This is a genomic window from Ruegeria sp. CH5 (genome assembly GCF_056537025.1).
On record NZ_JBQFQT010000005.1, the window covers coordinates 325,132 to 348,294 of the forward strand.

A 23,163-nucleotide genomic window follows, 5' to 3' on the forward strand; every position below is an offset into this window, starting at 1 on the left:
TGCGGGGTCCGTTCTGTCTTGGGAATTCATTCCGCCGCCATCTTCGGGGTGCGGCGGGGTGCACTGGCATCCAGCGGGAACACCTTGGCGGGGTTCAGCAGCCATTTCGGGTCGAACACGTCCTTGACGGCCATCTGCGCCTCAAGGTCCTGCGGCGCGTATTGATGATGCATCAGGTCACGCTTTTCGATGCCCACCCCATGCTCACCGGTCAGGCAGCCGCCGGCATCGACGCACAGTTTCAGGATCTCGGCCCCGAAGGCCTCGCATTTTTCCAGATCGCCGGGCTTGTTCGCATCGAACAGGATCAGCGGGTGCATGTTGCCGTCGCCGGCATGGAACACGTTGCCCACGGGCAGGCCAAACTCTTTGCTCAGTTCGCCGATGCGGCGCAGCACGTCCGGCAGCGCCGACACCGGGATCGTTCCGTCCAGGCACATATAGTCGTTGATCTGCCCCATCGCGCCAAAGGCCGACTTCCGGCCCAGCCAGATGCGGGCGCTTTCCTCGGCCGACTGGCTTTCGCGCAGCTCGACCGGGTTGTGGCGTTTGGCGATCTCGACGATCTTGGCCAACTGGCTGTCGATCTCGGCGTCCGAGCCTTCGACCTCGACGATCAGCAGCGCCTCGCAATTCGGATAGCCGGCATGGGCAAAATTCTCGCAGGCTTCGATGCACAGCCGATCCATGAACTCGATCGCCACGGGCAGGATACCCGATTTGATGATGTCCGAGACGCATTCGCCCGCCACCGCGTTGTCATCAAAGCCCATCAGGACCGGGCGCGCGCCCTCGGGCTTGCGGAGGATGCGCAGCGTCGCCTCGGTGACGACCCCCAGCTGACCTTCCGAGCCGCAGATCACGCCCAGCAAGTCCAGCCCGCCGGAATCCAGATGCGCGCCGCCGATCTCGACCACGCGGCCATCCATCAGCACCATGGTCACGCCCAACAGGTTGTTGGTGGTCACGCCGTATTTCAGGCAATGCGCGCCGCCCGAGTTCATCGCGATATTGCCCGCGATGGCGCAGGCCAGCTGCGACGACGGATCAGGCGCATAGAAGAAATCCTGCTCCTCGACCGCGCCGGTGACGCTCAGATTGGTGCGGCCTGTCTGCACACGGATGAAGCGGTTGTCATAGTCGACCTCAAGCACCTCGTTCATGCGGGCCACGCCCAGGATCACGCAATCGGCGGTGGGCAGCGCCCCACCGGCCAGTGAGGTCCCGGCCCCGCGCGGTACGACCGGCACGCCTTCGTCATGGCAGATGCGCAGAATGTCCGAGACCTCCTGCGTCGAGGACGGCAGAACCGCGATCATCGGCGCGCATTTGTAGGCGGTCAGGGCGTCGCATTCATAGGCGCGGGTTTCGGCCGGGTCGGCGATGATGGCATCTTCGGGCAGGACCTGCCGCAGACGGGCAAGCACGCTGGCCTTGCGGGCCAGAACGTCGGGGTTGGGCTGTGGCATGTCCATGGCGGGTCCTCCGGTTTGGTAAAATAATATTACCAATTTCTGCATCTGGCAAGTTGCCTTCGTCGGACGTACTGTCGCGCCATGACACTGACCGAACGCGCCCTGCTGTTTTCACCCTTGGACTACGCCGCCGTCCTGCTGTTGCTGATCGCCTGGCAATGGATCGGATGGCGGATCGAGAACCCCGCGCCGGGCAAGCGCTCGGTCGCGGTGATGATGGACGAATTCCGCCGCTGCTGGATGCGCGAAATGGTGACCCGCCAGCCCCGCATGTTCGACGCCCAGGTCGTGGGCACGATGCGTCAGGGCAGCACGTTCTTTGCCTCGACCACGATGATCGCCATCGGGGGTGGGCTGGCCCTTCTGGGCAATACCGAGCGGCTGTCGGGCGTCGCCAAGGATCTGGCGATAGGCAGCGCGCCGGCCATGGTGTGGGAGGTCAAAATCCTGATCGTGCTGCTGTTTCTGTCGAATGCCTTTCTGAAATACGTCTGGGCGCATCGGTTGTTCGGCTACTGCGCGGTGCTGATGGCGGCGGTGCCGAACGACCCAGAGGATCCGCAGGCCTATCCCCGCGCGGCGCAGGCGGCCGAGATCTGCGTGACCGCCGCGCGCAGCTTCAACCGTGCCCTGCGCTCCACCTATTTCGCGCTGGCGTCGCTGGCCTGGATCCTGGGCCCGATCGCGCTGATCATCGGCACGCTTCTGACGCTGGGAGTGCTGTACCGACGCGAGTTTGCCTCGCATTCCCGCGCGATCCTGCTGAGCCTGCCGCCGGACACGCAGACGTGATCGCGCCCCGCCCGATCAGATCATAGACTGGCGAAATGCGACACCTGATCCCCTGCCTGCTTCTGGCCGCCCCGGCCCTCGCCGACCCGCCGATGGTCGAAAATGTCACCGCGACGCGCACGGGCGAGACCTGGCGATTCGACGTGACCATCCGCCACCCCGATACCGGGTGGGACCACTATGCCGATGGCTGGCGTGTTCTGGCGATGGACGGGACCGAGCTGGGGATGCGGGTGCTGCATCACCCGCACGAGACCGAGCAGCCCTTTACCCGATCGCTGGGCGGGGTCGCGATCCCCGAAGGCGCGAGTCAGGTTCAGGTACAGGCCCGGTGCAGTGTCGATGGTTGGAACGCGGACACCACGCTTGTGGCTCTGGACTGATCGTCAGAACACGCCCAGCGACAACCCGGCGCCCAGCGCCGCGCCGATCTCGCGACATTTGTCCAGTTCATCCTCGGGGATGGTCTTTTCCGCCAATATCGCCTCAGGCGTCTGGGCATGGGTGCAGACGATGAGGGGCGGCTGCACCTCTTTCAAACGCCAACCGGTGGCGATGCGTGCCAGTTGCCGCGCCGCGTTCTGACCGTCGGACCCGGCGCAGATCATCTGCGCATAGGGCCGCCCCTCGATCCGGCCCAGAACCGGATAGTAGCATCGGTCGAAGAAGTCCTTCATGACGCCTGACAGCGCCGCCAGGTTCTCGGGCGCGCAAAAGATGTATCCGTCGGCCGCGAGCAGATCGTCGGGCCCCGCCTGGTCGGCGGGTTTCAGGCTGACCTCGGCCTCGGCGCCGGCCGCCCGTGCGGCCGCCTCGGCCATCTGCCGGCTGCCGCCGGTGCGGGAATGGTAGACGATCAGCAGACGGGCCACGGCGGTCAGGCCCGATGGTACGGGCCGCCCGACAGGATCGTCGCGGCACGATAGAGTTGTTCGGACAGCATCACCCGGACCAGCATATGCGGCCAGACCATCGCGCCGAAAGAAATCGAAAAATCAGCCTCAGCCCGCAGCGCCGGGTCGATCCCGTCGGCGCCACCGATGACAAAGGCCAGATCCTGCCGGCCCATGTCTCGCCACCCGGCCAGCTTCCGCGCGAAATCGGGGGAAGCAATCACCTTTCCCCGCTCGTCCAATGTGCAGATCACCGCGCCAGCGGGCAGCGCCTTGCGCAGCAAGCCGGCCTCGGCGCCCATACCGGCGTTTTTCTTGTCTTCGACCTCGATCACGCGCGCAGGCCCAAGGCCCAGGCCGCGGCCGGTCCGGTCGAAACGGGTCAGATAGTCGTCAAGCAGGGTCTTCTCCGGTCCGGCACGCAATCGCCCGACCGCACAAATGCTGATACGCATGTCGCTCTCGCCGCCGGCCCTTTAATACGGGCCGGGATGGCGCCTCAGTTCGCCGAGGCGCTGCCGCCCTGAGGCAGCCACATCTTTTCCAGCTGGTAGAATTCGCGCACTTCGGGGCGGAAGATATGGACGATCACATCGCCCGTATCGATCAGCACCCAGTCACCGGCATCCTTGCCTTCGACCTTCGAGGTGAAACCGAATTCCTGCTTGATGCGATCCGTCAGCTTTTCTGCCATCGCCGACACCTGACGCGTCGACCGGCCCGAAGCGATGACCATGTAGTCGGCCACCGAAGACTTGCCCTGCAGGTTGATCTGCACAACATCTTCGGCCTTGTCATCGGAAAGTGAGGAAAGGATGCGTTCAAGCAGCTTGTCGCTGATTGACTGAGAGCGGGCCATCACAGCGGCCCCTTCATCGGCGGGCAAACCCGCCTGTGTGTGTAGAGACAGGACATGGTCCTCCTTGCTAAAGCGCCGTGTAACCCCGGCGCCGGGGTACTATTAAGGTAGCAAGGCAATTGCAACATTTCAATGAACGGCAACCGCTGATGGCACGGGGTTGATCAATCCGTGTCCAGATGTGGCACAGCGGTGTCGGTGGCACCCTGCCCCAGCAGGCGCACTTCGCGCTGCGGGAAGGGGATCGAGATGCCCTCGGCCTGGAATGCATCCCACAGCGCCAGATAGACATTGCCGCGGATGTTGGTCAGGCCGGCCGTCGGGTCCCGGATCCAGAACCGCAGCACGTAATCGACGCTGCTGTCTCCGAACCCGGTGATATGGCAGACCGGTTCGTGCTTGCCGCCGCTCAGAACGCGTTTGACTGATTTCACCGTTCGCACGGCGGTCTCGCGCACCTTGTGCGGGTCGTCGCCGTAGCTGGTGCCGAAGGTCAGATCTAGGCGGACGAACTCGTCGGAATGGGACCAGTTCACCACCTGCCCGGTAATCAGATCCTCGTTCGGGATCAGGTATTCGCGCCCGTCGCGGGTGACGACCGAGACGTAGCGGGCGCCCAGCGCGTTGATCCAACCGAACGTGTCGCCCAGCGAGATCACGTCGCCCGGCTTGATCGACCGGTCCATCAGGATGATGATCCCCGAGATCAGGTTCGACACGACCTTCTGCAGGCCGAAGCCGATACCGACGCCAACCGCACCGGACAACAGCGCGATCCCGGTCAGGTCGAATCCCAGCGTCCGGATCCCGACCAGAAAGACCAGCCCGTAAAACGCGACCTGGATCCCCTTGGCCAGCAGCACCTGCATCGAGGGCGAGATGTCGTCATTGCTTTTCAGCCCGCGTTCAGCCGCCCGGGTACCAAGCCGCGCCAGCACCAACAACGTGCCGATCAGCAGAATGGCCTTGAGAATCCCCAATGCCGAGATGTGAAGGCTGCCGATCGAAATCGCCACGCCGTCCAGAAACTCGGCGACGTCATCGGTCAGACTCAGCGCGACCAGCGTGGCGTAGATCCACATCGACCAGCGGAAGATGCGCCGAATCGTCCGGTTGCGGACCAGTCGCGAAATCAGCGCGATCGCCAGCCACGCGGTTGCCAGCGTTGCCAGAACACCGATGATGTAACTGCGCGATGGCCAGGTGACCTGCTGCATCACCAGATAAACGCCCCAAGCCAGCACGACGAAGTAGACCAGCGTCATCCGCTGCATCAGCTGAACCAGAACCCGCAACCGCCATTTGGGCCATCCGCTGCGCGCCCGCGCCCAGGCTTCCCACCGGCCTTTTGTCAGCAGAGTCAAAAGGAAGGACAGCGCCACCAGCCCCAGGATGATGGCGATCTGATACTGCCGCCACCCCGGAGTCACGATCAGCTCGACCAGGTTCCCAAGCTGCAACAGAAAGGCCTCGGCCATGTTGTCGAACAGCTCTGAAATCGAACTTGGGATCAAATCATTGTCCATGCGCGTCTCCTGCCGCCAGATTGAACAGCAATGTGGCGGCTTGCAAGGCCCACCGACCTGTCGCGGGACGCGGATTGAGCCTTGATTGACGAGGGGGCGCGATATATCTGGATCGCATGAGATTCCATCAGGCCCCTGCTCCCAACCTGCAAGACCGCGCGCGCCTGCGTGAACGGTTCTTCGGGGCCGCCCGCACGGTTCTGGCCCGCCTATAATCGGCGCCCAGCCACTCGCCAGCATTTCTCAATACAGACGGGAGAGGACCGATGTCCCCCAAAACACTCTATGACAAGATCTGGGATGCCCATGTCGTGCACGAAGCCGACGATGGCACCTGCCTGCTTTATATCGACCGCCACCTGGTGCACGAAGTCACCAGCCCGCAGGCGTTCGAAGGCCTGCGCATGGCAGGCCGCAAGGTGCGCGCGCCGGAAAAGACCATCGCCGTGCCGGACCACAACGTACCCACCACGCCCGACCGCGTGAACGGGATCGAAAACCCCGAGTCGCGCATTCAGGTCGAAGCGCTGGACAAAAACGCCCGCGAATTCGGCATTCACTACTACCCGGTGAATGATATCCGTCAGGGCATCGTCCACATCGTCGGCCCCGAACAGGGCTGGACCCTGCCGGGCATGACCGTGGTCTGCGGCGACAGCCACACCGCCACCCACGGCGCGTTCGGCGCGCTGGCCCACGGCATCGGCACCTCCGAGGTCGAGCATGTTCTGGCCACCCAGACTCTGATCCAGAAAAAGTCCAAGAACATGAAGGTCGAGATCACCGGCAAACTGCAGCCGGGCGTGACCGCCAAGGACATCACTCTGGCCGTGATCGGCGAAACCGGCACCGCCGGCGGCACCGGCTATGTGATCGAATATTGCGGCGAAGCGATCCGCGACCTGTCGATGGAAGGCCGCATGACCGTCTGCAACATGGCCATCGAGGGCGGCGCCCGCGCCGGCCTGATCGCGCCGGACGAAAAGACGTTCGAATACGTCAAGGGCCGCCCGCACGCTCCCAAGGGCGCGCAGTGGGAGGCCGCCCTGGCCTGGTGGAAGACGCTCTATTCCGATGACGACGCCCATTGGGACAAGGTCGTCACCATCCGCGGCGAAGAAATCGCCCCCGTGGTTACCTGGGGCACCAGCCCCGAAGACGTTCTGCCGATCACCGCGACCGTGCCCAACCCCGAGGATTTCGAGGGCGGCAAGGTCGAGGCCGCGCGCCGCTCGATCGAATACATGGGGCTCAAGCCGGGCCAGAAACTGAGCGACATCGAGATCGACACGGTCTTCATCGGCTCCTGCACCAACGGCCGGATCGAGGACCTGCGCGCCGCTGCCGAGATACTGAAGGGCAAAAAGATCAAGGACGGCATCCGCGCCATGGTCGTGCCCGGCTCGGGCCTTGTCCGCGCGCAGGCCGAAGAGGAAGGCATCGCCGACATCTTCAAGCAGGCCGGCTTCGAATGGCGCCTTGCGGGCTGTTCGATGTGCCTGGCCATGAACCCCGACCAGCTGACCCCGGGCGAGCGTTGCGCCGCCACCTCGAACCGCAATTTCGAGGGCCGTCAGGGCCGCGGCGGACGCACCCATCTGCTGAGCCCCGCGATGGCTGCCGCTGCGGCAATCACGGGAAAGCTGACAGATGTGCGTGAATTGATGTAAGGTCCCCTCATATCTAGATATTTGAGGGAGAGACTGAAATGAGTGAATGGGTCAAATGGCTCCTGATGGGGCTTCTATCGATCGTGTTCGGCATATTCGTGCTGGGCGCACCGGTTGTGGCATCCGTGGCAGTGACCGTGGTCACCGGCGTCCTTTTGCTGGTGTCCGGTGTTCTGCAGGTTGTCGGCGGTTTCACCGTCGAAGGAACCGGAAACAAGATCCTGGCCTTCATCATGGGTGCGGTCATGCTGTTCCTGGGCTGGTCGTTTCTGGACCATCCGCTGGCAGGCACTCTGACGCTGGCAACAGTGGTGCTTATCTTGTTCATGGCAGGCGGGATCGCACGGATCATTCTCTCGTTTCAGATGCGAGGCACGTCATTTTTCTGGCCAACCCTGATCTCGGGCATCTTGTCGATCATCCTGGCAGGCATCATCTGGTCTTATGCAAGCTCGGAACCGGCGGTGCTGTTCCAGTTGCTGGGCATCCTGCTGGGCATCGAGATGCTGTTCAACGGGTTCGGATTGGTCTTCATGGCGTTCTTCGTCAAGAACGCGCCCAAAGACGAAACAACAGAAGCTCAACAAGCTTGAAACGCGGGGCATGGGGCCTGACCTCTCCCGCAGGAGTGTGAACATGGAAAAGTTTGAAAAAGTCCACGGTGTGGCAGCCCCCATGCCCCTGATCAATATCGACACCGATATGATCATTCCCAAGGTGCATCTGAAAACGATCAAACGGTCCGGCCTCGGCGTCGTCCTGTTCGACGAGATGCGCTATCACGATGACGGGCGCGAGAACGAAGAGTTCGTCCTGAACAAACCCGCTTATCGCAACGCAGAGATTCTGGTGGCCGGCGACAACTTCGGGTGCGGCTCATCTCGGGAACACGCGCCTTGGGCGATCAAGGATTTCGGTATCAAGGTGGTCATCTCGACCAGCTTCGCCGACATCTTCTTCAACAACTGCTTCAAGAACGGCATCCTGCCCATCGTGGTCGAAGAACACCACCACGTCATTCTGATGGAGGATGCCCACAAGGGCGAGAACGCACGTATGACCGTGCATCTGGAAGATCAGCAGATCGTCACCTCGGACGGCGTCGTGATCGAGTTTGATATCGACCCGCACCGCAAGCATTGCCTGCTGAACGGTCTGGACGATATCGGCCTGACGATGGAAAAAGACCACCACATCGACACGTTCGAATCCCATGCCGGACAGGCGCGCCCCTGGGTGTGATTCTGGGGATGAACCTGTGGATACTCAACCTGACGGGGTCGCCAAGGCGGCCCCGTTCGCATTCTTGGGGTTAAAGTCAAAGCAACCACAACATGTAGAGAACCATTTCCATTACACGTCGAATTTGCGACGTGAATGATGCAAAGCCGCACCAGTTTCGCCATCTTTTTGCCCGAAATCACGTGTTTTCTGCACCTCGGCTTGAGCGAAATGCCGCTTATCGCCAATGATGGCGCTAAAGGGGCATCCGCCAAATATCGAGATTGGCGGGCATCAAGTTGGAACCAAGTCGGCGAAGAATCGACTGGTCCGGTTTGGAAAGGGTTCGGATAGTGATTGCTCGCACAACAGGGGCTGCGATACGGGGATTGTTGGTGGCACTTCTGGTGCTGACACCCGCATTGTATCTGCCCGCATCAACGTCCAACGGGACCGAGATCGTTGTCTTTCTGGCAATCCTCGCATTCATCCTGACCTTCGCCGAATACAACTCGGCCTTTCCCAGCTTTATTGAATTCCGCGATGCGCCACCCGTGAACAGGCTGCGCTTTGTCGGCCTGATGTCGATGATCTCGTTCCTGACCTTGATCTGCAAGAACGCCTATGCGCCGACGGAACTGACCAGCACCGTGTATTCGGTCGGCCTGGCGGTCGCGAATGTCGTGGACTTCCCCTATTCACCTGTCCGCCTGGTGGTGTTGATGCTGCCTGCTGACGCGAGCCAACCCCTGGTCGAGTTGGTACGCATAACGGCAAGTGTCGCCTATGTCGCCGCTTTGGTCACGATCGCCAGCTTTGCCTATGCGGTCAAACTGCGTGGATGGCCCACTGGCAATGGGGCATTCAATGTCTGGACCAACCTGCCCCTGTTCGACCCCACCAAGGGTGGAGACGTGGTGACTCGCCTGCAGCGCGACGGTCGGTTGAACATCTCGGTCGGCGTTCTGCTACCGTTCCTGATTCCGGCCCTGATCAAGCTGCTCACGGATTTCATTGATCCGCTGTCGTTGTCCAATCCGCAGACGTTGATCTGGACCATGAGCGCGTGGGCTTTCCTGCCGGCCAGCATGATCATGCGCGGGATGGCAACCCTGCGCATTGCCGGGCTGATCGTGGAAAAACGCCGCGCCTACTCGACCGCCGAGACGACCCAAACCGCATGATCCGTATTCTTGTTCTGCTGTTGCTGCCGTTTGCGGCGCAGGCAGAGCCAGTGCGCGTTGCCAGCTTCAATGCTGAGCTAGGCCGGAAAGGTCCGGGCCTGCTGTTGCGTGATCTTCGGCGTGATGATCCCCAGGTGCAGGCCGTGATTGACGTTCTGACCGCCACTGCCCCCGATGTTCTGGCCCTGCAAGGTATCGACTGGGACCATGACAACCTGGCCCTGTCCGCTCTGGCTGATCGGTTGCGCGCGGCAGGGCTGGATTACCCGCATCTCTTCGCTGGTCAGCCCAACTCGGGGCTGATGACGTCGCTTGATCTGAACGGGGACGGAGAACGGGGCGGACCCGGGGACGCCCAGGGATGGGGCCGTTTCACCGGGAATGGCGGGCTGGCAGTGCTGTCCCGTTATCCAATCGCAAAGGATGAGGTTCGTGACCTCTCGGTACTGCTGTGGAAGGACCTACCCGGCGCGACGCTACCCACCCGTGGCGGGTTGCCTTTCCCGTCCGAACAGGCCCACGCTGTTCAGCGCCTGTCGTCGACCACCCATTGGATCGTGCCAGTGGAGACACCTCAAGGCCGCCTGAACCTGATGACCTTTCACGCCACCCCTCCTGTCTTTGACGGGCCTGAGGATCGCAACGGATTGCGCAATCGCGATGAGATCCGGCTGTGGTCGGTGTTGCTTGACGGCGGGCTGGGTCCAGCCCCGAAAAGTCGTTTCATCATTGCCGGTGACGCCAATCTTGACCCGAACCTGGGCGAAGGGCGCAATAAAGCCATCCGCGATCTGTTACAGCACCCCAGCCTGCAGGATCCGCAACCCGTGGATGGCGCAGGCTCGGCTGTAACGGTGGTTTGGAAAGCGGTGGGCGAACGGCGTGTTGACTATCTGCTGCCATCGGTCGACTGGGTGGTTGAAAACGCCGGCATCCACTGGACCGATGCCAAAGGCGTGCCCCTTGCCGCGGCCCGCAAGGCCAGCCGACATCGCCTGATTTGGGTTGACCTGTCACACCCTGACATGCCGCCGGGCCTATGACAGGCCCTGAACTCGATCCACGTCCGTGGTTCGCGGGCTGTCATGCGACAGCTCAGACACAGCGGTTTTCAATGCCTCGTGCAGCGGCGTGGATGCGAAATCGCTGATCAACGAGTCGAAGAACGAGCCATCCAAGCGGTGCGGCGTGTCCCACAGATAGCGCATCTCAAGCAGATGCGGGGCCAGTTTCCAGAACGGCTGGGCCAGAACAATTGGCCACCAGTTCATCTGCTTCAGGCGCACAGGAGCCCCGGTCACTTCCGACAAGGCCTGTGCCAATTGGCGGCCGGTCAACGTGTATCCGGTAAAAGGAATGTCGCAATAGCGCGGCAAGGCATCCCGCATCTCGGCCAACTGAACCGCAGCGCGGGCCAGATCCGGCAGGTAGGCCCAGGCATGGGCAATGTCAGGGTCGCCGGGATAGACGAAACGCCCCTTGGCCAGCGGCTTGATCATGATCTGGTCGAACCAATTGCCAGAGGCTTGCGTGTCAAGGAAATCCCCGGCGCGCAGGATCACGGTGCGCACGCCCGACGACCGATAGGACTCCTCCATACGGATCCGAATCTGGCCCAGAGGGTTGGTTGCAAGATGCGGCGTATCTGCCGCCCACGGCCCAGGCGTGTCGGCCCCGAAAACATAAACGTTCCCGGGCACGATCACGGTCGCCCCGGTTGCCTTCGCCGCACCGATGACCTGAGCGTGCAAATCCGGCACCTGCCGCGCCCACTCGGTGTATGGCGGGTTCCAGCCATTCACGATGACATCCGCACCCCGGGCTGCGGTGGACAGATCATCCCTCGCGCGGTCAAATCCCCGCACCGTCCATCCGGCCGCTTGAAACGCGTCTGCGGCATTGCGGCCAAAACGCCCCGAAGATCCCAGAATCAGCGCCTTTCCCGTCATCGCAACCTCCTGTCAGCCCTGGCGGTTGAACAAATGATATCCATTCACTCACCTTTGGGAATTGCCGAAAAACGCAGAGCATGTATTCATCTGCGCATGGATAAAACCTTGGCACTTTCTGATTGGTCTTTGGTGCAGAGCTTTCTGGCAGTTGCGGAAACGGGATCGTTGTCGGCGGCCGCGCGGGAACTGGGGCGCAGTCAGCCGACGCTTGGTCGCCAGGTGCAGGCGCTCGAGACGGATTTGGGCGTGTCGCTGTTCGATCGCCATGCGCGAGGCCTCAAGCTCAGCGCCGCCGGCCAGCAATTGCTGCCGATGGCGCAACAGATGCACGCGGCCATGCGTCAGCTGAGCCTGGCCGCCGCCGGGCAGTCGCAACAGCTGGGCGGTACGGTCCGCATCACCGCGTCGGTCTTCGCATCGCACCATATCCTGCCGTCCATTCTGGCGGACATCCGCAGGCAAGAACCTTCGATCCAGCTGGAACTGGTCGCCACCGACACCAGCGAGAACCTGCTGTTCCGCGAAGCTGATATCGCAGTTCGCATGTACCGCCCCGAGCAGGTCGATATCGTGACCCGGCATCTGGGCGACGTACCGTTGTGTTTCTGCGCAGCCCGGTCGTATCTGGACCGCGTCGGTCGGCCAACCACCCCCGAAGAGTTGTTTCAGCATGACCTGGTGGGATTCGACTCCAACGACCTGATCATCTCGAAAATGCAGGCCAAGGGTTGGCCTGCCAGCAAGGAAAACTTTGCCACCCGTTGCGACCTTCAAAGCGCCTATTGGGAGTTGATCCGTGCGGGTTGCGGCATCGGTTTCAGCCAGGTTCAAGTGGCCGAGGCTGATCCAGCGGTGGAAATTCTGCCGTTGGATGTGGATATCCCGGTCCTGCCGGTCTGGCTGGCTGCGCCGCAGGCCATGCGGCAGACGCCGCGCATTCGCCGGGTCTGGGACCTGCTGGCAGAAGGGCTGAAAGCCAGCTTGTAACCCAGATCGGGTGCCCGGCGCATGTTCAGCGGCGTATTTCGCGCTGTACGGCCCTGAATCTGCGCATTTTGGCCAGAACGCCTCATTGACCAGATGCACCGCAAACGCTAGGCCCGATGCTGAAAAACGCAAGGAGACCGTTCATGTCCAACCCCTCGCTCCTCATCCTGCCCGGAGACGGAATTGGCCCCGAAGTCATGGCCGAAGTGCGCAAGATCATCGGCTGGTTCGGCGCCAAGCGCGGCCTTGAATTCGACGTGAGCGAGGATCTGGTCGGCGGTGCCGCCTATGACGTGCACGGCAAGCCCCTGTCGGACGAGACGATGGCCAAGGCGCAAGAGGTCGACGCGGTTCTGCTGGGCGCCGTGGGCGGCCCGAAATACGACGATCTGGATTTCAGCGTGAAGCCCGAGCGCGGCCTGCTGCGCCTGCGCAAGGAGATGGACCTGTATTCGAACCTGCGCCCGGCCCAGTGCTTTGACGCGCTGGCCGATTTCTCGTCGCTGAAAAAGGACGTGGTTGCCGGCCTCGACATCATGATCGTGCGCGAACTGACCTCGGGCGTCTATTTCGGCGAGCCGCGCGGTATCTTCGAGGAAGGCAACGAGCGCGTGGGCATCAACACGCAGCGCTACACCGAATCCGAGATCGAACGCGCCGCGCGCTCGGCCTTCGAACTGGCGATGCGCCGCAACAAGAAGCTGTGCTCGATGGAGAAGGCCAACGTGATGGAATCGGGCATCCTGTGGCGCGAGGTGGTGACCCGCGTCGGCAAGGATTACCCCGAGGTCGAGCTGAGCCATATGTATGCCGACAACGGCGCCATGCAGCTGGTGCGCGCACCCAAGCAGTTCGACGTAATCCTGACCGACAACCTGTTCGGCGACATCCTGTCTGATTGCGCTGCAATGCTGACCGGATCGCTGGGCATGCTGCCCTCGGCTTCGCTGGGCGCACCGATGGCCAATGGCCGGCCCAAGGCGCTGTACGAGCCCGTCCACGGCTCGGCCCCCGACATCGCCGGCCAGGGCAAGGCCAACCCGATCGCCTGTATCCTCAGCTTTGCAATGGCGCTGCGCTACAGCTTTGACCAAGGCGCCGAGGCCGATCGCCTGGAAGCCGCGGTCGAAAAGGTTCTGGCCGATGGTGTCCGCACGGCTGATCTGCTGGCCGAAGCAGGCGTTCAGCCGGTTTCGACCAGCGAAATGGGCGATGCGATCGTCGCCGCGCTGGACGAAAGCCTGTAACGACTGATCCGGGCGGCGCCCAACGCCGCCCGTCTGATCATCTGCGGTCTAATTGCCGCCAAAGAGATCCTTCAACAGACTGTCGACGGCCTTGGCAAAGCCACCCTGCTGCCTGCGGCGTGGCTGGGATTGCTGAGTCGTCTGGACCGGAGCGGCCGGAGCCAGCATCGGCAGCGGGGTCGGAGTCATACCTTCGGTGACCCGCACCATGGTTTCCTTCCAAATCTCGGCTGGCAGCCCACCGCCGGTCACGCCCGACAACGGTGTGTTGTCGTCATAGCCCATCCAGACACCGGCCACATAGTCCGCGGTAAAGCCGATGAACCACGCATCCCGGGCGGCCTGGGTCGTGCCTGTTTTGCCTGCAACCTGCCATCCCGGCAACTTGGCGCGTTGTCCAGTTCCCTCGGATACCACGCGTTCCATCATCCAGGTCAGTTGCTTGGCAGCTTCGTCTCGGATCACTCGCTCGCCAATCCCGGTCGTTGTCACCATCATCGGGGCATCATCACCCAGCAGTTTCAACTCGGTCAGGCCGTACGGCTCCACGGACGAGCCACCATTCAGGATACCGGCATAGGCGCCAGTCATTTCGATCAGCGTGCTTTCCGAGGCGCCCAGCGCCAGCGCAGGGCCCGCCGCCAGATCGCTTTCGATCCCGAACCCGCTAGCCACCGTGCGCACATTGTCCAGCCCGGCAACCTCGGCCACCTTGACGGCTGGGATGTTCAGCGAGTTCTTGAGCGCATCCGCCAGGGTCACGCGGCCGTAGAACTTGTTGGTATAGTTCTTGGGGCACCACTGGCCGGACCCCGGGATGTCGATGCAATAGGGCTCGTCCACCACCGTGGCCAGTGGCGAATAGCCCAGTTCCAGCGCGGTGGCATAGACGAAGGGTTTGAACGAAGATCCGGTCTGGCGCAGCGCCTGCGTCGCACGGTTGAACGCACCCGACACCTTGGTCTTGCGCCCACCCACCATGGCCCGGACCGCACCATCGGCCGACATCACCACGATCGCGGCCTGCGCTTTTGAGCCTTCACTGACCTTTTCGTCGAACACCTGTTTCAGCGCCGCTTCGGCCGCCTGCTGGATCCGCTGGTCCAGCGTGGTCTTGATCACCACGTCCTCGGTGGTGTTGCGGGTAAAGAATTCGGGGCCGCTGGCCATGACCCAGTCGGCAAAATACCCGCCAGCACGGGCGGCGGCGGCCTCGGACAACTCGGCCGGGTTGTTGCGCGCCGCGGTTGCCTGTGACGTGGTCAGGTAACCCTGATCCTCCATCAGGCTGATGACCACCTTGGCCCGGTCCTGCGAGCGTTGCAGGTTGTTGGTGGGCGCATAACGCGTGGGCGCCACCAGCAGCCCCGCCAGCATCGCCGCCTCGGCCGGGTCCACCTCGGCGGCGGACTTGCCGAAATAGCGCTGGCTGGCCGCCTCAAACCCGCGGGCCCCGGCCCCCAGAAACGCCCGGTTCAGATAGATGGTCAGGATCTCGTCCTTGGAGTATTTGACCTCCATCGCCATCGCGTAGATCGCTTCCTTGGCCTTGCGCCACAGCGACCCCTGGCGGCAGTCGGCCTCGTACGCCGCTTCCGATTCCCACTCAGTCGGGTCGTACGGGACGCCCAGACACAGCAGCTTGGCCGTCTGCTGGGTGATGGTCGAACCGCCGTGCCCCGACAGTGGGCCACGCCCCTCGGACAGGTTGATTTTCACCGCACTGGCAATGCCGCGCGGGCTTACGCCGAAGTGACGGTAAAACCGCTTGTCCTCGGTCGCGACAACCGCATTCTTCAGATGCGGCGACACGGTGTCGGTGGTGATAACGCCGCCAAACTGATCTCCGCGCCATGCAAAGACCTTGCCGTCCCGGTCCAGCATCGTGACCGACCCGCGTGCGCGTCCGTCCAGCAGGGCATCGACCTCGGGCAGGGTGGAGTAGACAACCCCAACGGCAAGCGCCAGCAGCAGAGCGGCTATCGCACCCACCCGCCAGGTCAGCCCCCAGATCAGGCGCCCTATCCAGCGAAACAGCCTGCGAAAGAAGCCGCCCTGCCCGCCTCCCGAACGTTTGCGCCGGGCCTTGCGGCTGGTCTTTCGGGTCGTGGTCTTGCGCGCCGTCGCCTTCTTGCCCGCCGGTTTCGCCGACCGCTTGGCGGACGAGGTCTTGCGGCCTCCGGACGGATACCGTTTGTCCGCCACCAGCGGTTTTCGACGCTTGGACTCAGTCATGCTCAAACTCTGCCCGTTTTTGCTTTTGTGGCACCATACCGCGCTGTCGCGCCCATGTAGAGGTGTGAAATAGCGCGAATTCCCCTCTCACACTTGCGTATTTTTTAATCACTTTGCCGTCTTTGTGCAAAAAATGTGCAACTTTACCCCTCTTCCCCAGCGTCTTTTTGCCGAAATCGTTCCTTGCGCGGCCATGTCGGGCTCTTTTTCTGCAGGTGCAAAGCCGGACCCACCGGAACAGAAGAGGGGAAAGACGTGAAACTGATCATTGCGACAATCAAGCCGTTCAAGCTCGAGGAGGTGCGCGAGGCACTGACCGAGGCGGGCGTGCGCGGCATGATGGTGACCGAGATCAAGGGCTTCGGCTCGCAATCCGGTCACACCGAAATCTATAGAGGCGCCGAATACGCGGTGAACTTCGTGCCCAAGATCAAGCTGGAAATCGTGGTGCCCGCCGCGATGACCGACCAGATCGTCGAGACCATCACCAAAACCGCCAAGACCGGCAAGATCGGCGACGGCAAGATTTTCGTCCTCGATGTCGAGCAGGCCCTGCGCGTGCGGACCGGGGAACTCAACGAGGAGGCGCTGTAAGGCGCCACGACCGACAATCATTCGAGGACTGAACATGAACCTGATGAAATCACTCATCCCTGCCGCCGCGATCGTCGCGCTGCCGCAGATGGGCCTGGCGCAGGAGGCCGCCGCAACCGGCGAAACCGCGCAGCATACGCAATACATCCTGACCTCACTGCTGTTCCTGATGGGCGGCTTCCTGGTGTTCTGGATGGCCGCGGGCTTTGCCATGCTCGAGGCCGGTCTGGTGCGCTCCAAGAACGTGGCGATGCAGCTGGTCAAGAACATCGGCCTGTTTTCCTTTGCCGCCATCATGTACTGGCTGGTCGGCTTCAACCTGATGTATCCGGGCGACGGCTGGACCATCACCGGCATTCTGGGCGCCTTCTCGCCCACCTCGCTGGAACCGGTCGGCCTTGATGGCGTCGAAACCGATCTGTCCTATGCGTCGGTCGGTTCGGACTTCTTCTTCCAGCTGATGTTCTGTGCCACCACCGCCTCGATCGTGTCGGGCACCATGGCCGAGCGGGTCAAGCTGTGGCCCTTCTTCATCTTCGTGATCGTCCTGACCGGTGTCATCTACCCCATCGAAGCCTCGTGGCAGTGGGGCGGCGGCTGGCTGTCCGAAATGGGCTTCAGCGATTTCGCGGGCTCGACCCTGGTGCATGCCGCAGGTGGCTTTGCCGCACTGGCCGGTGCCATCGTGCTGGGCCCCCGGATCGGCAAGTACAGCAAGGACGGCAAGGTCGTTCCGATCCCAGGCTCGAACCTGGCGCTTGCCACCCTGGGTACGTTCATCCTGTGGCTGGGCTGGTTCGGCTTCAATGGCGGCTCGCAGCTGGCCATGGGCACGATCGGCGACATGGCTGACATTAGCCGCATCTTCGCCAACACCAACATGGCCGCAGCCGCCGGCGCCGTCGCTGCCCTGATCCTCACCCAGGTGATGTACGGCAAGGTCGACCTGACCATGGTGCTGAACGGTGCGCTGGCCGGGCTGGTCTCGATCACCGCCGAACCGCTGGCACCCTCGCTGTTCCAGGCGCTGATCATCGGCGGCATCGGTGGCGTAATCGTGGTCTACACCGTGCCGCTGCTGGACAAGATGAAGATCGACGACGTGGTCGGCGCCATCCCGGTTCACCTGATCGCAGGCTTCTGGGGCACCTTCATCGTGGCCTGGACCAACGGCGACGCGTCCTTCGTGACCCAGATCATCGGCTTCGCGGCCATCGGGATCTTCGTCTTCGTGGTCAGCTACATCCTGTTCTCGATCCTCAAGGCCACTGTCGGCCTGCGGGTTGGCGAGGAAGAAGAGATCAACGGCCTCGACATGGGCGAACTGGGCATGGAAGCCTATCCCGAGTTCTCGAAGGGCTAAGCCGTCTACAAACCAAACAAAAAACCCGGGCATTCGTGCCCGGGTTTCTTTTTTGAAATGCCTGATCTCAGACGCCGACGTCGATGATGGCCTTGGCCAGGATCGGCACGGTGGCCTCGTTCAACCCGGCGATGTTCATGCGGCTGTCGCCGACCATGTAGATACCGTGCTCGACCCGCAGCTTCTCGACCAGCTCGGGCGCGGCGCCCAGGCGCGAGAACATGCCGCGATGCTGGGCCAGGAAGCCGAACCGGTCCGATCCGCTCAGCCGCTGCAGCTCGTCCGCCAGCTGGCGGCGCAGGCCCAGCATCGACAGGCGCACCTCTTCCAGTTCGGCCATCCAATCGGTGCGCAGACCCTCATCCATCAGGATCGTGGTCACCACGCGCGCGCCGTGATCCGGCGGGAACGAGTAGTTCTGGCGGTTCAGAAACGCCAGCGTGCCCTGGTTCAGCGTGGTCTGGCCGGCATCGGCGCTGGCGGCCATCAGCAGGCCGGTCCGCTCGCGGTAGACACCGAAATTCTTCGAACAGGACGCCGCGATCAGGCATTCCTTGACCGACGAAGCGACAAGCCGGGTCGCCTGCGCATCCTCGTTCAGACCGTCGCCAAAACCCTGATAGGCGATGTCGATCATCGCAACCAAGCCACGGTCGTTGATCAGGTTCACCACCTCTTGCCACTGGACCATGTTCAGGTTGGCGCCGGTCGGGTTGTGGCAGCAGCCATGCAGCAGCACCACGTCGCCGGCCTTGGCGGTCTTGAGGTCCTCGATCATGCCGTCGAAATCGACGCCACGGGTTTCCTCGTCGAAATAGCGGTAGGCGACGGTTTCGATGCCCAGGTAGTTCAGGATCGAGATGTGGTTCGGCCAGGTCGGGTTCGACACGAACACCCGGGCCGAGCGGTTGGCCATGCGGATCAGCTCGAACGCCTGGCGGCAGGCACCGGTGCCGCCCGGGGTGGCCACGGCGGCGATGTTGGCGCGCGGCACGCTGGTGCCGAGGATCAGGCTGATCATCGCATCGGCATAGACCGGATCACCGGCCAGCCCGGTATAGGCCTTTGAGTCCTGCTCTTCCCAGATCCGCTGCTCGGCGGCCTTGACCGCCCGCATCACTGGGGTCACCCCATTGGCGTCTTTGTAGACGCCGACACCCAGATCAATCTTCTGCTCGCGCGGGTCCTCGCGATACATCTGCATCAGGGCCAGGATCTTGTCGGCTGGCTGCGGCTTGAGGTTTTCAAACATCAGGAGTCTCCGGTTGCGACGGGCAGGGTCGGGAAGGCGCCCCATTCGGCCCAGCTGCCGTCATAAAGCGAATGGTCTTTCTTGCCCGTGCGCTCGAGCGCAAGGCTGAGGATCGCGGCGGTCACGCCTGACCCGCAGGTGGTGATGGCGGGTTTCGACAGATCGACGCCTGCGGCTTCGAACACCGCGCGGCAGTCCTCGGGCGATTTCATGGTGCCATCGGCATTCAGCAATTGTCCGAAGGGCACGTTGCGCGAACCGGGGATGTGCCCCGCCCGCAGCCCCTCGCGCGGTTCGGGCTGCGATCCGGCAAAACGGTCGGCGGCGCGGGCATCGATGATTTCGTGATCGGCCAGCTTGGCGGCGGCTGAGACCTGGGTCACGTCGCGGACCAGGTGGTTCTGCACCCGCACGGTCATGTGGCGGTCGCGGATGACGGGGGGCAGATCCTCGATCTCGCGCCCTTCGGCAACCCATTTGGGCAGGCCGCCGTCCAGAACGGCGATGTTCTCTTGCCCCATCAGGCGGAACAGCCACCAGACACGCGCCGCCGAGAACAGGCCCGCGCCGTCATAGACCACGACCTGATGACCGTCGCCCACGCCCATGGCCCGCAGGCGCGACATGAATTTCTCGACCGGAGGCGCCATGTGCGGCAGGTCCGAGCGGTGGTCCGAGATCTCGTCGATGTCGAAGAACCGCGCGCCGGGAATGTGCCCAGCCTCGTATTCGGCGCGGGCGTCGCGCCCCTGCTGCGGCAGGTACCACGAGGCGTCGAGGATCCGCAGATCCGGGTCCTTGAGGTGGGCGGCAAGCCACTCGGTGGAAACCAGGGTTTTTGGATCGTCCAGCATCAAAGCCTCCCCTTTACGCGCAGGGATTTCCCTATACGCGCAAAGGTGCGGGTTCAAGGCTGGATCGGGTCCCTGCGGCCCTATCGCGCCCGTCGCAGGCGGAAATGCTGGATGATGCCGATCACGCTGATGGCGATCCAGAAACTTTCGATCAGCATCGAGGCCAGGTTGAAGTTCTGCAGCAGCGAATAGGCGATCAGCACCGAGCCGACGAGGTTGACCACCGGAAAGGCCAGATCGTCGGAATTCATCATCCGCATCTGTGTTGCGAAATAAGCCGCAACCACGATCAGCGCCCCGAAGGACCCGATGCCATCGGCCAGCGTCAGGCCGTTCAGGAATTCCGCCATCAGGTTGTCCCTTTCCGCCGTATCACCCGACCGCAGCGGTCGCAGGCCGGTGTCCGTAGTGATGCATGTTCAAGAAGGCCGCGCCCTCGGGACCGGCGCGATAGCCATGCGGCAAGTCGGCCGGAAAGCGCAACCCCTGGCCCGCGCTCAGCGGCACCCATTCGCCGTTCCGCAGCACCTCGAGCGCGCCGCTCAGGACGAAGACTTCCTCGGTCACGCCGGCGGCATGGGCGGGGGATTCGTGGCACTGATTGGGGTCCAGTTCGACGTGAAAGGTCTCGGCCCCCAGAACCGGGTCGAAGGGAAAGACGATCTTGACCTTCAGACTGCCGGGAAAGGTCACGGTGCGGAACCGGGCCGCATCTGCCGGATCACGCAGGGCGCCGGTTCCGATCAATGCGCTCAGCGGCATCTGGAACCCCTTGGCGATCTTCCACAGCGTCGCGATGGTGGGGCTTGATTCGCCGCGCTCGATCTGGCCCAGCATGGCCTTGCTGACTCCGGTCAAATCGGCCGCTTTGGCCAGGCTCAGCCCCGATGCCGCCCGGACGTCTCTGAGTTTCAGGGTGATGTCGTCCGATTCCATGGCCAAGTCCCGCGATTTACCTTGTGCGTTATAACGCACATGTGCTACGTGCGCTATAACGCACGCAACACTGGTTTTGCAACCGGGCAAAAGGGAAACAGCATCATGCCAATGTACCGATCCAGAACTTCGACCCATGGCCGCAACATGGCCGGTGCCCGCGGCCTGTGGCGCGCCACCGGGATGGGCGACGACGATTTCGGCAAGCCGATCATCGCCATCGTCAACTCGTTCACGCAATTCGTGCCGGGCCATGTCCACCTCAAGGATCTGGGTCAGATGGTCGCCCGCGAGGTTGAGGCCGCCGGCGGTGTAGCCAAAGAGTTCAACACCATCGCCGTCGATGACGGAATCGCCATGGGCCATGACGGGATGCTGTATTCGCTGCCCTCGCGCGAGATCATCGCCGACAGCGTCGAATACATGGTCAACGCACACTGCGCCGATGCGATGGTCTGCATCTCGAACTGCGACAAGATCACCCCGGGCATGCTGATGGCAGCGATGCGCCTGAACATCCCGGCCATCTTCGTCTCGGGCGGGCCGATGGAAGCCGGCAAGATCGACATCGCCGATCTGGATGTGAAGAAGATCGACCTGGTCGACGCCATGGTCGCCGCCGCCGATGACAAGTACACCGACGAGCAGGTCAAGCATATCGAAGAAAACGCCTGCCCCACCTGCGGATCGTGCTCGGGCATGTTCACCGCGAACTCGATGAACTGCCTGGCCGAGGCGCTGGGTCTGGCGCTGCCGGGCAATGGCTCGACCCTGGCCACCCATGCCGACCGCAAGGAGCTGTTCCTGGAGGCCGGCCGCCGCATCGTCGAAATCACCAAGCGTCACTATGAGCTGAACGAAAAAGGCTTCCTCCCGCGCGAAATCGCGACCTTCGAGGCCTTCGAGAACGCCATGAGCCTGGACATCGCCATGGGCGGCTCGACCAACACGGTGCTGCACCTGCTGGCCATCGCGCATGAGGGCGGGGTGGATTTCACCATGTCCGACATGGACCGGCTCAGCCGCAAGGTGCCCTGCCTGTGCAAGGTCGCGCCCAACACCGAAAACGTCCACATGGAGGACGTGCATCGCGCGGGTGGCATCTTCTCGATCCTGGGTGAGTTGAGCCGCGCCGGCCTGCTGCATGACGACTGCTGCACGGTGCATTCGGCCAGCATGGCCGAGGCCATCGCCAACTGGGACATCACGGTGACCAACAACCCCAAGGCGCAGGAGCTGTTCAAGGCCGCCCCCGGCGGCGTGCGGACGACCCAGGCGTTCAGCCAGTCGAACCGCTACAAGGAACTGGACACCGACCGGGCAAACGGCGTGATCCGGTCTCAGGACCATGCGTTCAGCCAGGATGGCGGTCTGGCCGTGCTGTTCGGCAACATCGCGCGCGACGGCTGCATCGTGAAGACCGCGGGTGTGGACGAGAACATCCTGAAATTCACCGGCACCGCCTATGTCTGCGAAAGCCAGGACCAGGCGGTGAACGACATCCTGACCGGCAAGGTCAAGGAAGGCGACGTGGTCGTGATCCGCTATGAAGGGCCCCGCGGCGGGCCTGGTATGCAGGAGATGCTGTACCCGACCTCGTACTTGAAGTCCAAAGGTCTGGGCAAAGCCTGTGCGCTGCTGACCGACGGTCGCTTCTCAGGCGGCACTTCGGGTCTGTCGATCGGGCACGTCTCGCCCGAGGCGGCCGAAGGCGGTGAGATCGGTCTGGTGCAGAACGGGGACACGATCGAAATCGACATCCCCAACCGCTCGATCCACCTGGCCGTGTCCGACGAAGAGCTGGCAGCCCGCAGAGAAGTCCAGGACGAAAAGGGCTGGGTTCCCGCTGCACCGCGCAAGCGCAAGGTGTCCACGGCACTGAAGGCCTATGCCAAGCTGGCCACCAGCGCTGCAAAAGGCGCGGTGCGTCAGGTCTGAACGCTGACGGCCCGCGTCATGCGGGCCGGTCCGTTGCCTGAAACCGAAGTGCTCCCGCGCCTGACAGGACCCATCGGCTGCGCCGCTGCCTCCTTCAGTCTTGGGCCGGGCGCCGCGCTGTGCGCGGCGCCCGGCCCAACCAGAGGAGATGTCTCGCCAGAGACATCGACGATGGACGGGAGCGC

23 protein-coding genes are annotated in these 23,163 nt (G+C 62.9%); 12 read left to right on the plus strand and 11 right to left on the minus strand.

Going from position 1 to position 23,163, the window contains the following annotated elements; genetic code table 11:
* Nucleotides 1–26: 26 nt before the first annotated feature.
* The gene (locus ACR0JC_RS16565) at nucleotides 27–1,475 is read right to left on the minus strand and encodes an FAD-linked oxidase C-terminal domain-containing protein (RefSeq protein WP_093963674.1); all 1,449 of its coding nucleotides are present in this window, start codon (nucleotides 1,473–1,475) and stop codon (nucleotides 27–29) included.
* Nucleotides 1,476–1,556: 81 nt separating this feature from the next.
* Here ACR0JC_RS16565 and ACR0JC_RS16570 point away from each other — a divergent pair, with 81 nt between their 5' ends.
* Together ACR0JC_RS16570 and ACR0JC_RS16575 are read left to right on the plus strand one after the other, a co-directional pair.
* Entirely contained in the window at nucleotides 1,557–2,267 is a 711-nt protein-coding gene (locus ACR0JC_RS16570) for a DUF599 domain-containing protein (protein ID WP_170343170.1), read from the plus strand.
* 35 nt (nucleotides 2,268–2,302) lie between these two features.
* Nucleotides 2,303–2,650, plus strand: a complete 348-nt coding sequence (locus tag ACR0JC_RS16575; RefSeq protein WP_170343171.1) for a hypothetical protein — start codon at nucleotides 2,303–2,305, stop codon at nucleotides 2,648–2,650.
* A gap of 3 nt (nucleotides 2,651–2,653) precedes the next feature.
* Here the strand turns inward: ACR0JC_RS16575 and ACR0JC_RS16580 are convergent, their stop codons facing one another.
* The 4 genes from ACR0JC_RS16580 to ACR0JC_RS16595 all read right to left on the minus strand — a co-directional run bounded on the left by ACR0JC_RS16580 (nucleotide 2,654) and on the right by ACR0JC_RS16595 (nucleotide 5,545).
* Nucleotides 2,654–3,139: a flavodoxin family protein gene (locus ACR0JC_RS16580; RefSeq protein WP_170343172.1), complete on the minus strand. Its 486-nt coding sequence runs from the start codon at nucleotides 3,137–3,139 to the stop codon at nucleotides 2,654–2,656.
* A 5-nt stretch (nucleotides 3,140–3,144) separates the two neighbouring features.
* On the minus strand, nucleotides 3,145–3,615 hold the full coding sequence (rlmH, locus tag ACR0JC_RS16585; protein WP_170343173.1) for a 23S rRNA (pseudouridine(1915)-N(3))-methyltransferase RlmH: 471 nt from the start codon (nucleotides 3,613–3,615) through the stop codon (nucleotides 3,145–3,147).
* A gap of 44 nt (nucleotides 3,616–3,659) precedes the next feature.
* Nucleotides 3,660–4,019, minus strand: coding sequence for a ribosome silencing factor (rsfS, locus tag ACR0JC_RS16590; RefSeq protein WP_093963679.1), 360 nt, complete (start codon nucleotides 4,017–4,019; stop codon nucleotides 3,660–3,662).
* A gap of 164 nt (nucleotides 4,020–4,183) precedes the next feature.
* Complete coding sequence (locus ACR0JC_RS16595; RefSeq protein WP_170343174.1) at nucleotides 4,184–5,545, minus strand: mechanosensitive ion channel family protein; 1,362 nt, start codon at nucleotides 5,543–5,545, stop codon at nucleotides 4,184–4,186.
* A 266-nt stretch (nucleotides 5,546–5,811) separates the two neighbouring features.
* Here ACR0JC_RS16595 and leuC point away from each other — a divergent pair, with 266 nt between their 5' ends.
* From leuC to ACR0JC_RS16620, 5 genes are all read left to right on the plus strand, one after another.
* Nucleotides 5,812–7,215, plus strand: a complete 1,404-nt coding sequence (gene leuC, locus ACR0JC_RS16600) for a 3-isopropylmalate dehydratase large subunit (protein ID WP_170343175.1) — start codon at nucleotides 5,812–5,814, stop codon at nucleotides 7,213–7,215.
* A gap of 38 nt (nucleotides 7,216–7,253) precedes the next feature.
* Nucleotides 7,254–7,808 (plus strand): HdeD family acid-resistance protein, encoded by a 555-nt coding sequence (locus ACR0JC_RS16605; protein WP_170343176.1) that lies wholly within the window; start codon nucleotides 7,254–7,256, stop codon nucleotides 7,806–7,808.
* 43 nt (nucleotides 7,809–7,851) lie between these two features.
* Nucleotides 7,852–8,457 (plus strand): 3-isopropylmalate dehydratase small subunit, encoded by a 606-nt coding sequence (gene leuD / locus ACR0JC_RS16610; protein WP_170343177.1) that lies wholly within the window; start codon nucleotides 7,852–7,854, stop codon nucleotides 8,455–8,457.
* A gap of 332 nt (nucleotides 8,458–8,789) precedes the next feature.
* Complete coding sequence (locus ACR0JC_RS16615; protein WP_093963685.1) at nucleotides 8,790–9,620, plus strand: hypothetical protein; 831 nt, start codon at nucleotides 8,790–8,792, stop codon at nucleotides 9,618–9,620.
* On the plus strand, nucleotides 9,617–10,663 hold the full coding sequence (locus ACR0JC_RS16620; protein WP_170343178.1) for an endonuclease/exonuclease/phosphatase family protein: 1,047 nt from the start codon (nucleotides 9,617–9,619) through the stop codon (nucleotides 10,661–10,663). The genes ACR0JC_RS16615 and ACR0JC_RS16620 overlap by 4 nt, the downstream gene beginning before the upstream one ends.
* Here ACR0JC_RS16620 and ACR0JC_RS16625 read toward each other — a convergent pair.
* Complete coding sequence (locus ACR0JC_RS16625) at nucleotides 10,658–11,569, minus strand: Rossmann-fold NAD(P)-binding domain-containing protein (RefSeq protein WP_170343179.1); 912 nt, start codon at nucleotides 11,567–11,569, stop codon at nucleotides 10,658–10,660. The two genes, ACR0JC_RS16620 and ACR0JC_RS16625, sit on opposite strands and share 6 nt — an antisense overlap.
* A 96-nt stretch (nucleotides 11,570–11,665) precedes the next feature.
* On the opposite strand from ACR0JC_RS16625, the gene ACR0JC_RS16630 reads away from it, so the two are divergent.
* Both ACR0JC_RS16630 and leuB read left to right on the plus strand, forming a co-directional pair.
* The gene (locus tag ACR0JC_RS16630; protein ID WP_170343180.1) at nucleotides 11,666–12,559 is read left to right on the plus strand and encodes a LysR family transcriptional regulator; all 894 of its coding nucleotides are present in this window, start codon (nucleotides 11,666–11,668) and stop codon (nucleotides 12,557–12,559) included.
* Nucleotides 12,560–12,702: 143 nt separating this feature from the next.
* Nucleotides 12,703–13,806, plus strand: coding sequence for a 3-isopropylmalate dehydrogenase (gene leuB, locus ACR0JC_RS16635; protein WP_480763996.1), 1,104 nt, complete (start codon nucleotides 12,703–12,705; stop codon nucleotides 13,804–13,806).
* 48 nt (nucleotides 13,807–13,854) lie between these two features.
* On the opposite strand, the gene ACR0JC_RS16640 is transcribed toward leuB, so the two are convergent.
* The gene (locus ACR0JC_RS16640) at nucleotides 13,855–16,041 is read right to left on the minus strand and encodes a transglycosylase domain-containing protein (protein ID WP_170343181.1); all 2,187 of its coding nucleotides are present in this window, start codon (nucleotides 16,039–16,041) and stop codon (nucleotides 13,855–13,857) included.
* Between the two features lie 255 nt (nucleotides 16,042–16,296).
* On the opposite strand from ACR0JC_RS16640, the gene ACR0JC_RS16645 reads away from it, so the two are divergent.
* Nucleotides 16,297–16,635, plus strand: a complete 339-nt coding sequence (locus tag ACR0JC_RS16645) for a P-II family nitrogen regulator (protein WP_093963790.1) — start codon at nucleotides 16,297–16,299, stop codon at nucleotides 16,633–16,635.
* A gap of 34 nt (nucleotides 16,636–16,669) precedes the next feature.
* Nucleotides 16,670–17,998 (plus strand): ammonium transporter, encoded by a 1,329-nt coding sequence (locus ACR0JC_RS16650; protein WP_093963690.1) that lies wholly within the window; start codon nucleotides 16,670–16,672, stop codon nucleotides 17,996–17,998.
* A gap of 67 nt (nucleotides 17,999–18,065) precedes the next feature.
* Here ACR0JC_RS16650 and ACR0JC_RS16655 read toward each other — a convergent pair whose 3' ends face one another.
* From ACR0JC_RS16655 to ACR0JC_RS16670, 4 genes are all read right to left on the minus strand, one after another.
* The gene (locus ACR0JC_RS16655; RefSeq protein ID WP_170343182.1) at nucleotides 18,066–19,250 is read right to left on the minus strand and encodes an amino acid aminotransferase; all 1,185 of its coding nucleotides are present in this window, start codon (nucleotides 19,248–19,250) and stop codon (nucleotides 18,066–18,068) included.
* Nucleotides 19,250–20,104 (minus strand): 3-mercaptopyruvate sulfurtransferase, encoded by an 855-nt coding sequence (gene sseA / locus ACR0JC_RS16660; protein WP_170343183.1) that lies wholly within the window; start codon nucleotides 20,102–20,104, stop codon nucleotides 19,250–19,252. The genes ACR0JC_RS16655 and sseA overlap by 1 nt, the downstream gene beginning before the upstream one ends.
* An 80-nt stretch (nucleotides 20,105–20,184) precedes the next feature.
* Nucleotides 20,185–20,454, minus strand: coding sequence for a CBU_0592 family membrane protein (locus ACR0JC_RS16665; protein WP_170343184.1), 270 nt, complete (start codon nucleotides 20,452–20,454; stop codon nucleotides 20,185–20,187).
* Between the two features lie 22 nt (nucleotides 20,455–20,476).
* Complete coding sequence (locus tag ACR0JC_RS16670; RefSeq protein ID WP_170343185.1) at nucleotides 20,477–21,040, minus strand: helix-turn-helix domain-containing protein; 564 nt, start codon at nucleotides 21,038–21,040, stop codon at nucleotides 20,477–20,479.
* Nucleotides 21,041–21,145: 105 nt separating this feature from the next.
* Between ACR0JC_RS16670 and ilvD the strand changes: the two genes are divergently transcribed.
* Nucleotides 21,146–22,978 carry a dihydroxy-acid dehydratase gene (gene ilvD, locus ACR0JC_RS16675; RefSeq protein WP_170343186.1) on the plus strand — a complete coding sequence of 611 codons (1,833 nt, stop codon included), beginning with the start codon at nucleotides 21,146–21,148 and terminating at the stop codon, nucleotides 22,976–22,978.
* Nucleotides 22,979–23,163: the final 185 nt, after the last annotated feature.

What these genes read in the sequence shown, in the direction of transcription:
- leuB (WP_480763996.1), top strand. Translation starts at nt 12,703, where the DNA reads ATGTCCAACCCCTCGCTCCTCATCCTGCCCGGAGACGGAATTGGCCCC.
- ACR0JC_RS16605 (WP_170343176.1), top strand. Translation starts at nt 7,254, where the DNA reads ATGAGTGAATGGGTCAAATGGCTCCTGATGGGGCTTCTATCGATCGTG.
- ACR0JC_RS16650 (WP_093963690.1), top strand. Translation starts at nt 16,670, where the DNA reads ATGAACCTGATGAAATCACTCATCCCTGCCGCCGCGATCGTCGCGCTG.
- ACR0JC_RS16565 (WP_093963674.1), bottom strand. Translation starts at nt 1,475, where the DNA reads ATGGACATGCCACAGCCCAACCCCGACGTTCTGGCCCGCAAGGCCAGC.
- sseA (WP_170343183.1), bottom strand. Translation starts at nt 20,104, where the DNA reads ATGCTGGACGATCCAAAAACCCTGGTTTCCACCGAGTGGCTTGCCGCC.
- leuC (WP_170343175.1), top strand. Translation starts at nt 5,812, where the DNA reads ATGTCCCCCAAAACACTCTATGACAAGATCTGGGATGCCCATGTCGTG.
- ACR0JC_RS16620 (WP_170343178.1), top strand. Translation starts at nt 9,617, where the DNA reads ATGATCCGTATTCTTGTTCTGCTGTTGCTGCCGTTTGCGGCGCAGGCA.
- leuD (WP_170343177.1), top strand. Translation starts at nt 7,852, where the DNA reads ATGGAAAAGTTTGAAAAAGTCCACGGTGTGGCAGCCCCCATGCCCCTG.
- ilvD (WP_170343186.1), top strand. Translation starts at nt 21,146, where the DNA reads ATGCCAATGTACCGATCCAGAACTTCGACCCATGGCCGCAACATGGCC.
- ACR0JC_RS16630 (WP_170343180.1), top strand. Translation starts at nt 11,666, where the DNA reads ATGGATAAAACCTTGGCACTTTCTGATTGGTCTTTGGTGCAGAGCTTT.
- ACR0JC_RS16640 (WP_170343181.1), bottom strand. Translation starts at nt 16,041, where the DNA reads ATGACTGAGTCCAAGCGTCGAAAACCGCTGGTGGCGGACAAACGGTAT.
- ACR0JC_RS16575 (WP_170343171.1), top strand. Translation starts at nt 2,303, where the DNA reads ATGCGACACCTGATCCCCTGCCTGCTTCTGGCCGCCCCGGCCCTCGCC.
- ACR0JC_RS16595 (WP_170343174.1), bottom strand. Translation starts at nt 5,545, where the DNA reads ATGGACAATGATTTGATCCCAAGTTCGATTTCAGAGCTGTTCGACAAC.
- ACR0JC_RS16655 (WP_170343182.1), bottom strand. Translation starts at nt 19,250, where the DNA reads ATGTTTGAAAACCTCAAGCCGCAGCCAGCCGACAAGATCCTGGCCCTG.
- rlmH (WP_170343173.1), bottom strand. Translation starts at nt 3,615, where the DNA reads ATGCGTATCAGCATTTGTGCGGTCGGGCGATTGCGTGCCGGACCGGAG.
- ACR0JC_RS16670 (WP_170343185.1), bottom strand. Translation starts at nt 21,040, where the DNA reads ATGGAATCGGACGACATCACCCTGAAACTCAGAGACGTCCGGGCGGCA.
- rsfS (WP_093963679.1), bottom strand. Translation starts at nt 4,019, where the DNA reads ATGGCCCGCTCTCAGTCAATCAGCGACAAGCTGCTTGAACGCATCCTT.
- ACR0JC_RS16625 (WP_170343179.1), bottom strand. Translation starts at nt 11,569, where the DNA reads ATGACGGGAAAGGCGCTGATTCTGGGATCTTCGGGGCGTTTTGGCCGC.
- ACR0JC_RS16570 (WP_170343170.1), top strand. Translation starts at nt 1,557, where the DNA reads ATGACACTGACCGAACGCGCCCTGCTGTTTTCACCCTTGGACTACGCC.
- ACR0JC_RS16665 (WP_170343184.1), bottom strand. Translation starts at nt 20,454, where the DNA reads ATGGCGGAATTCCTGAACGGCCTGACGCTGGCCGATGGCATCGGGTCC.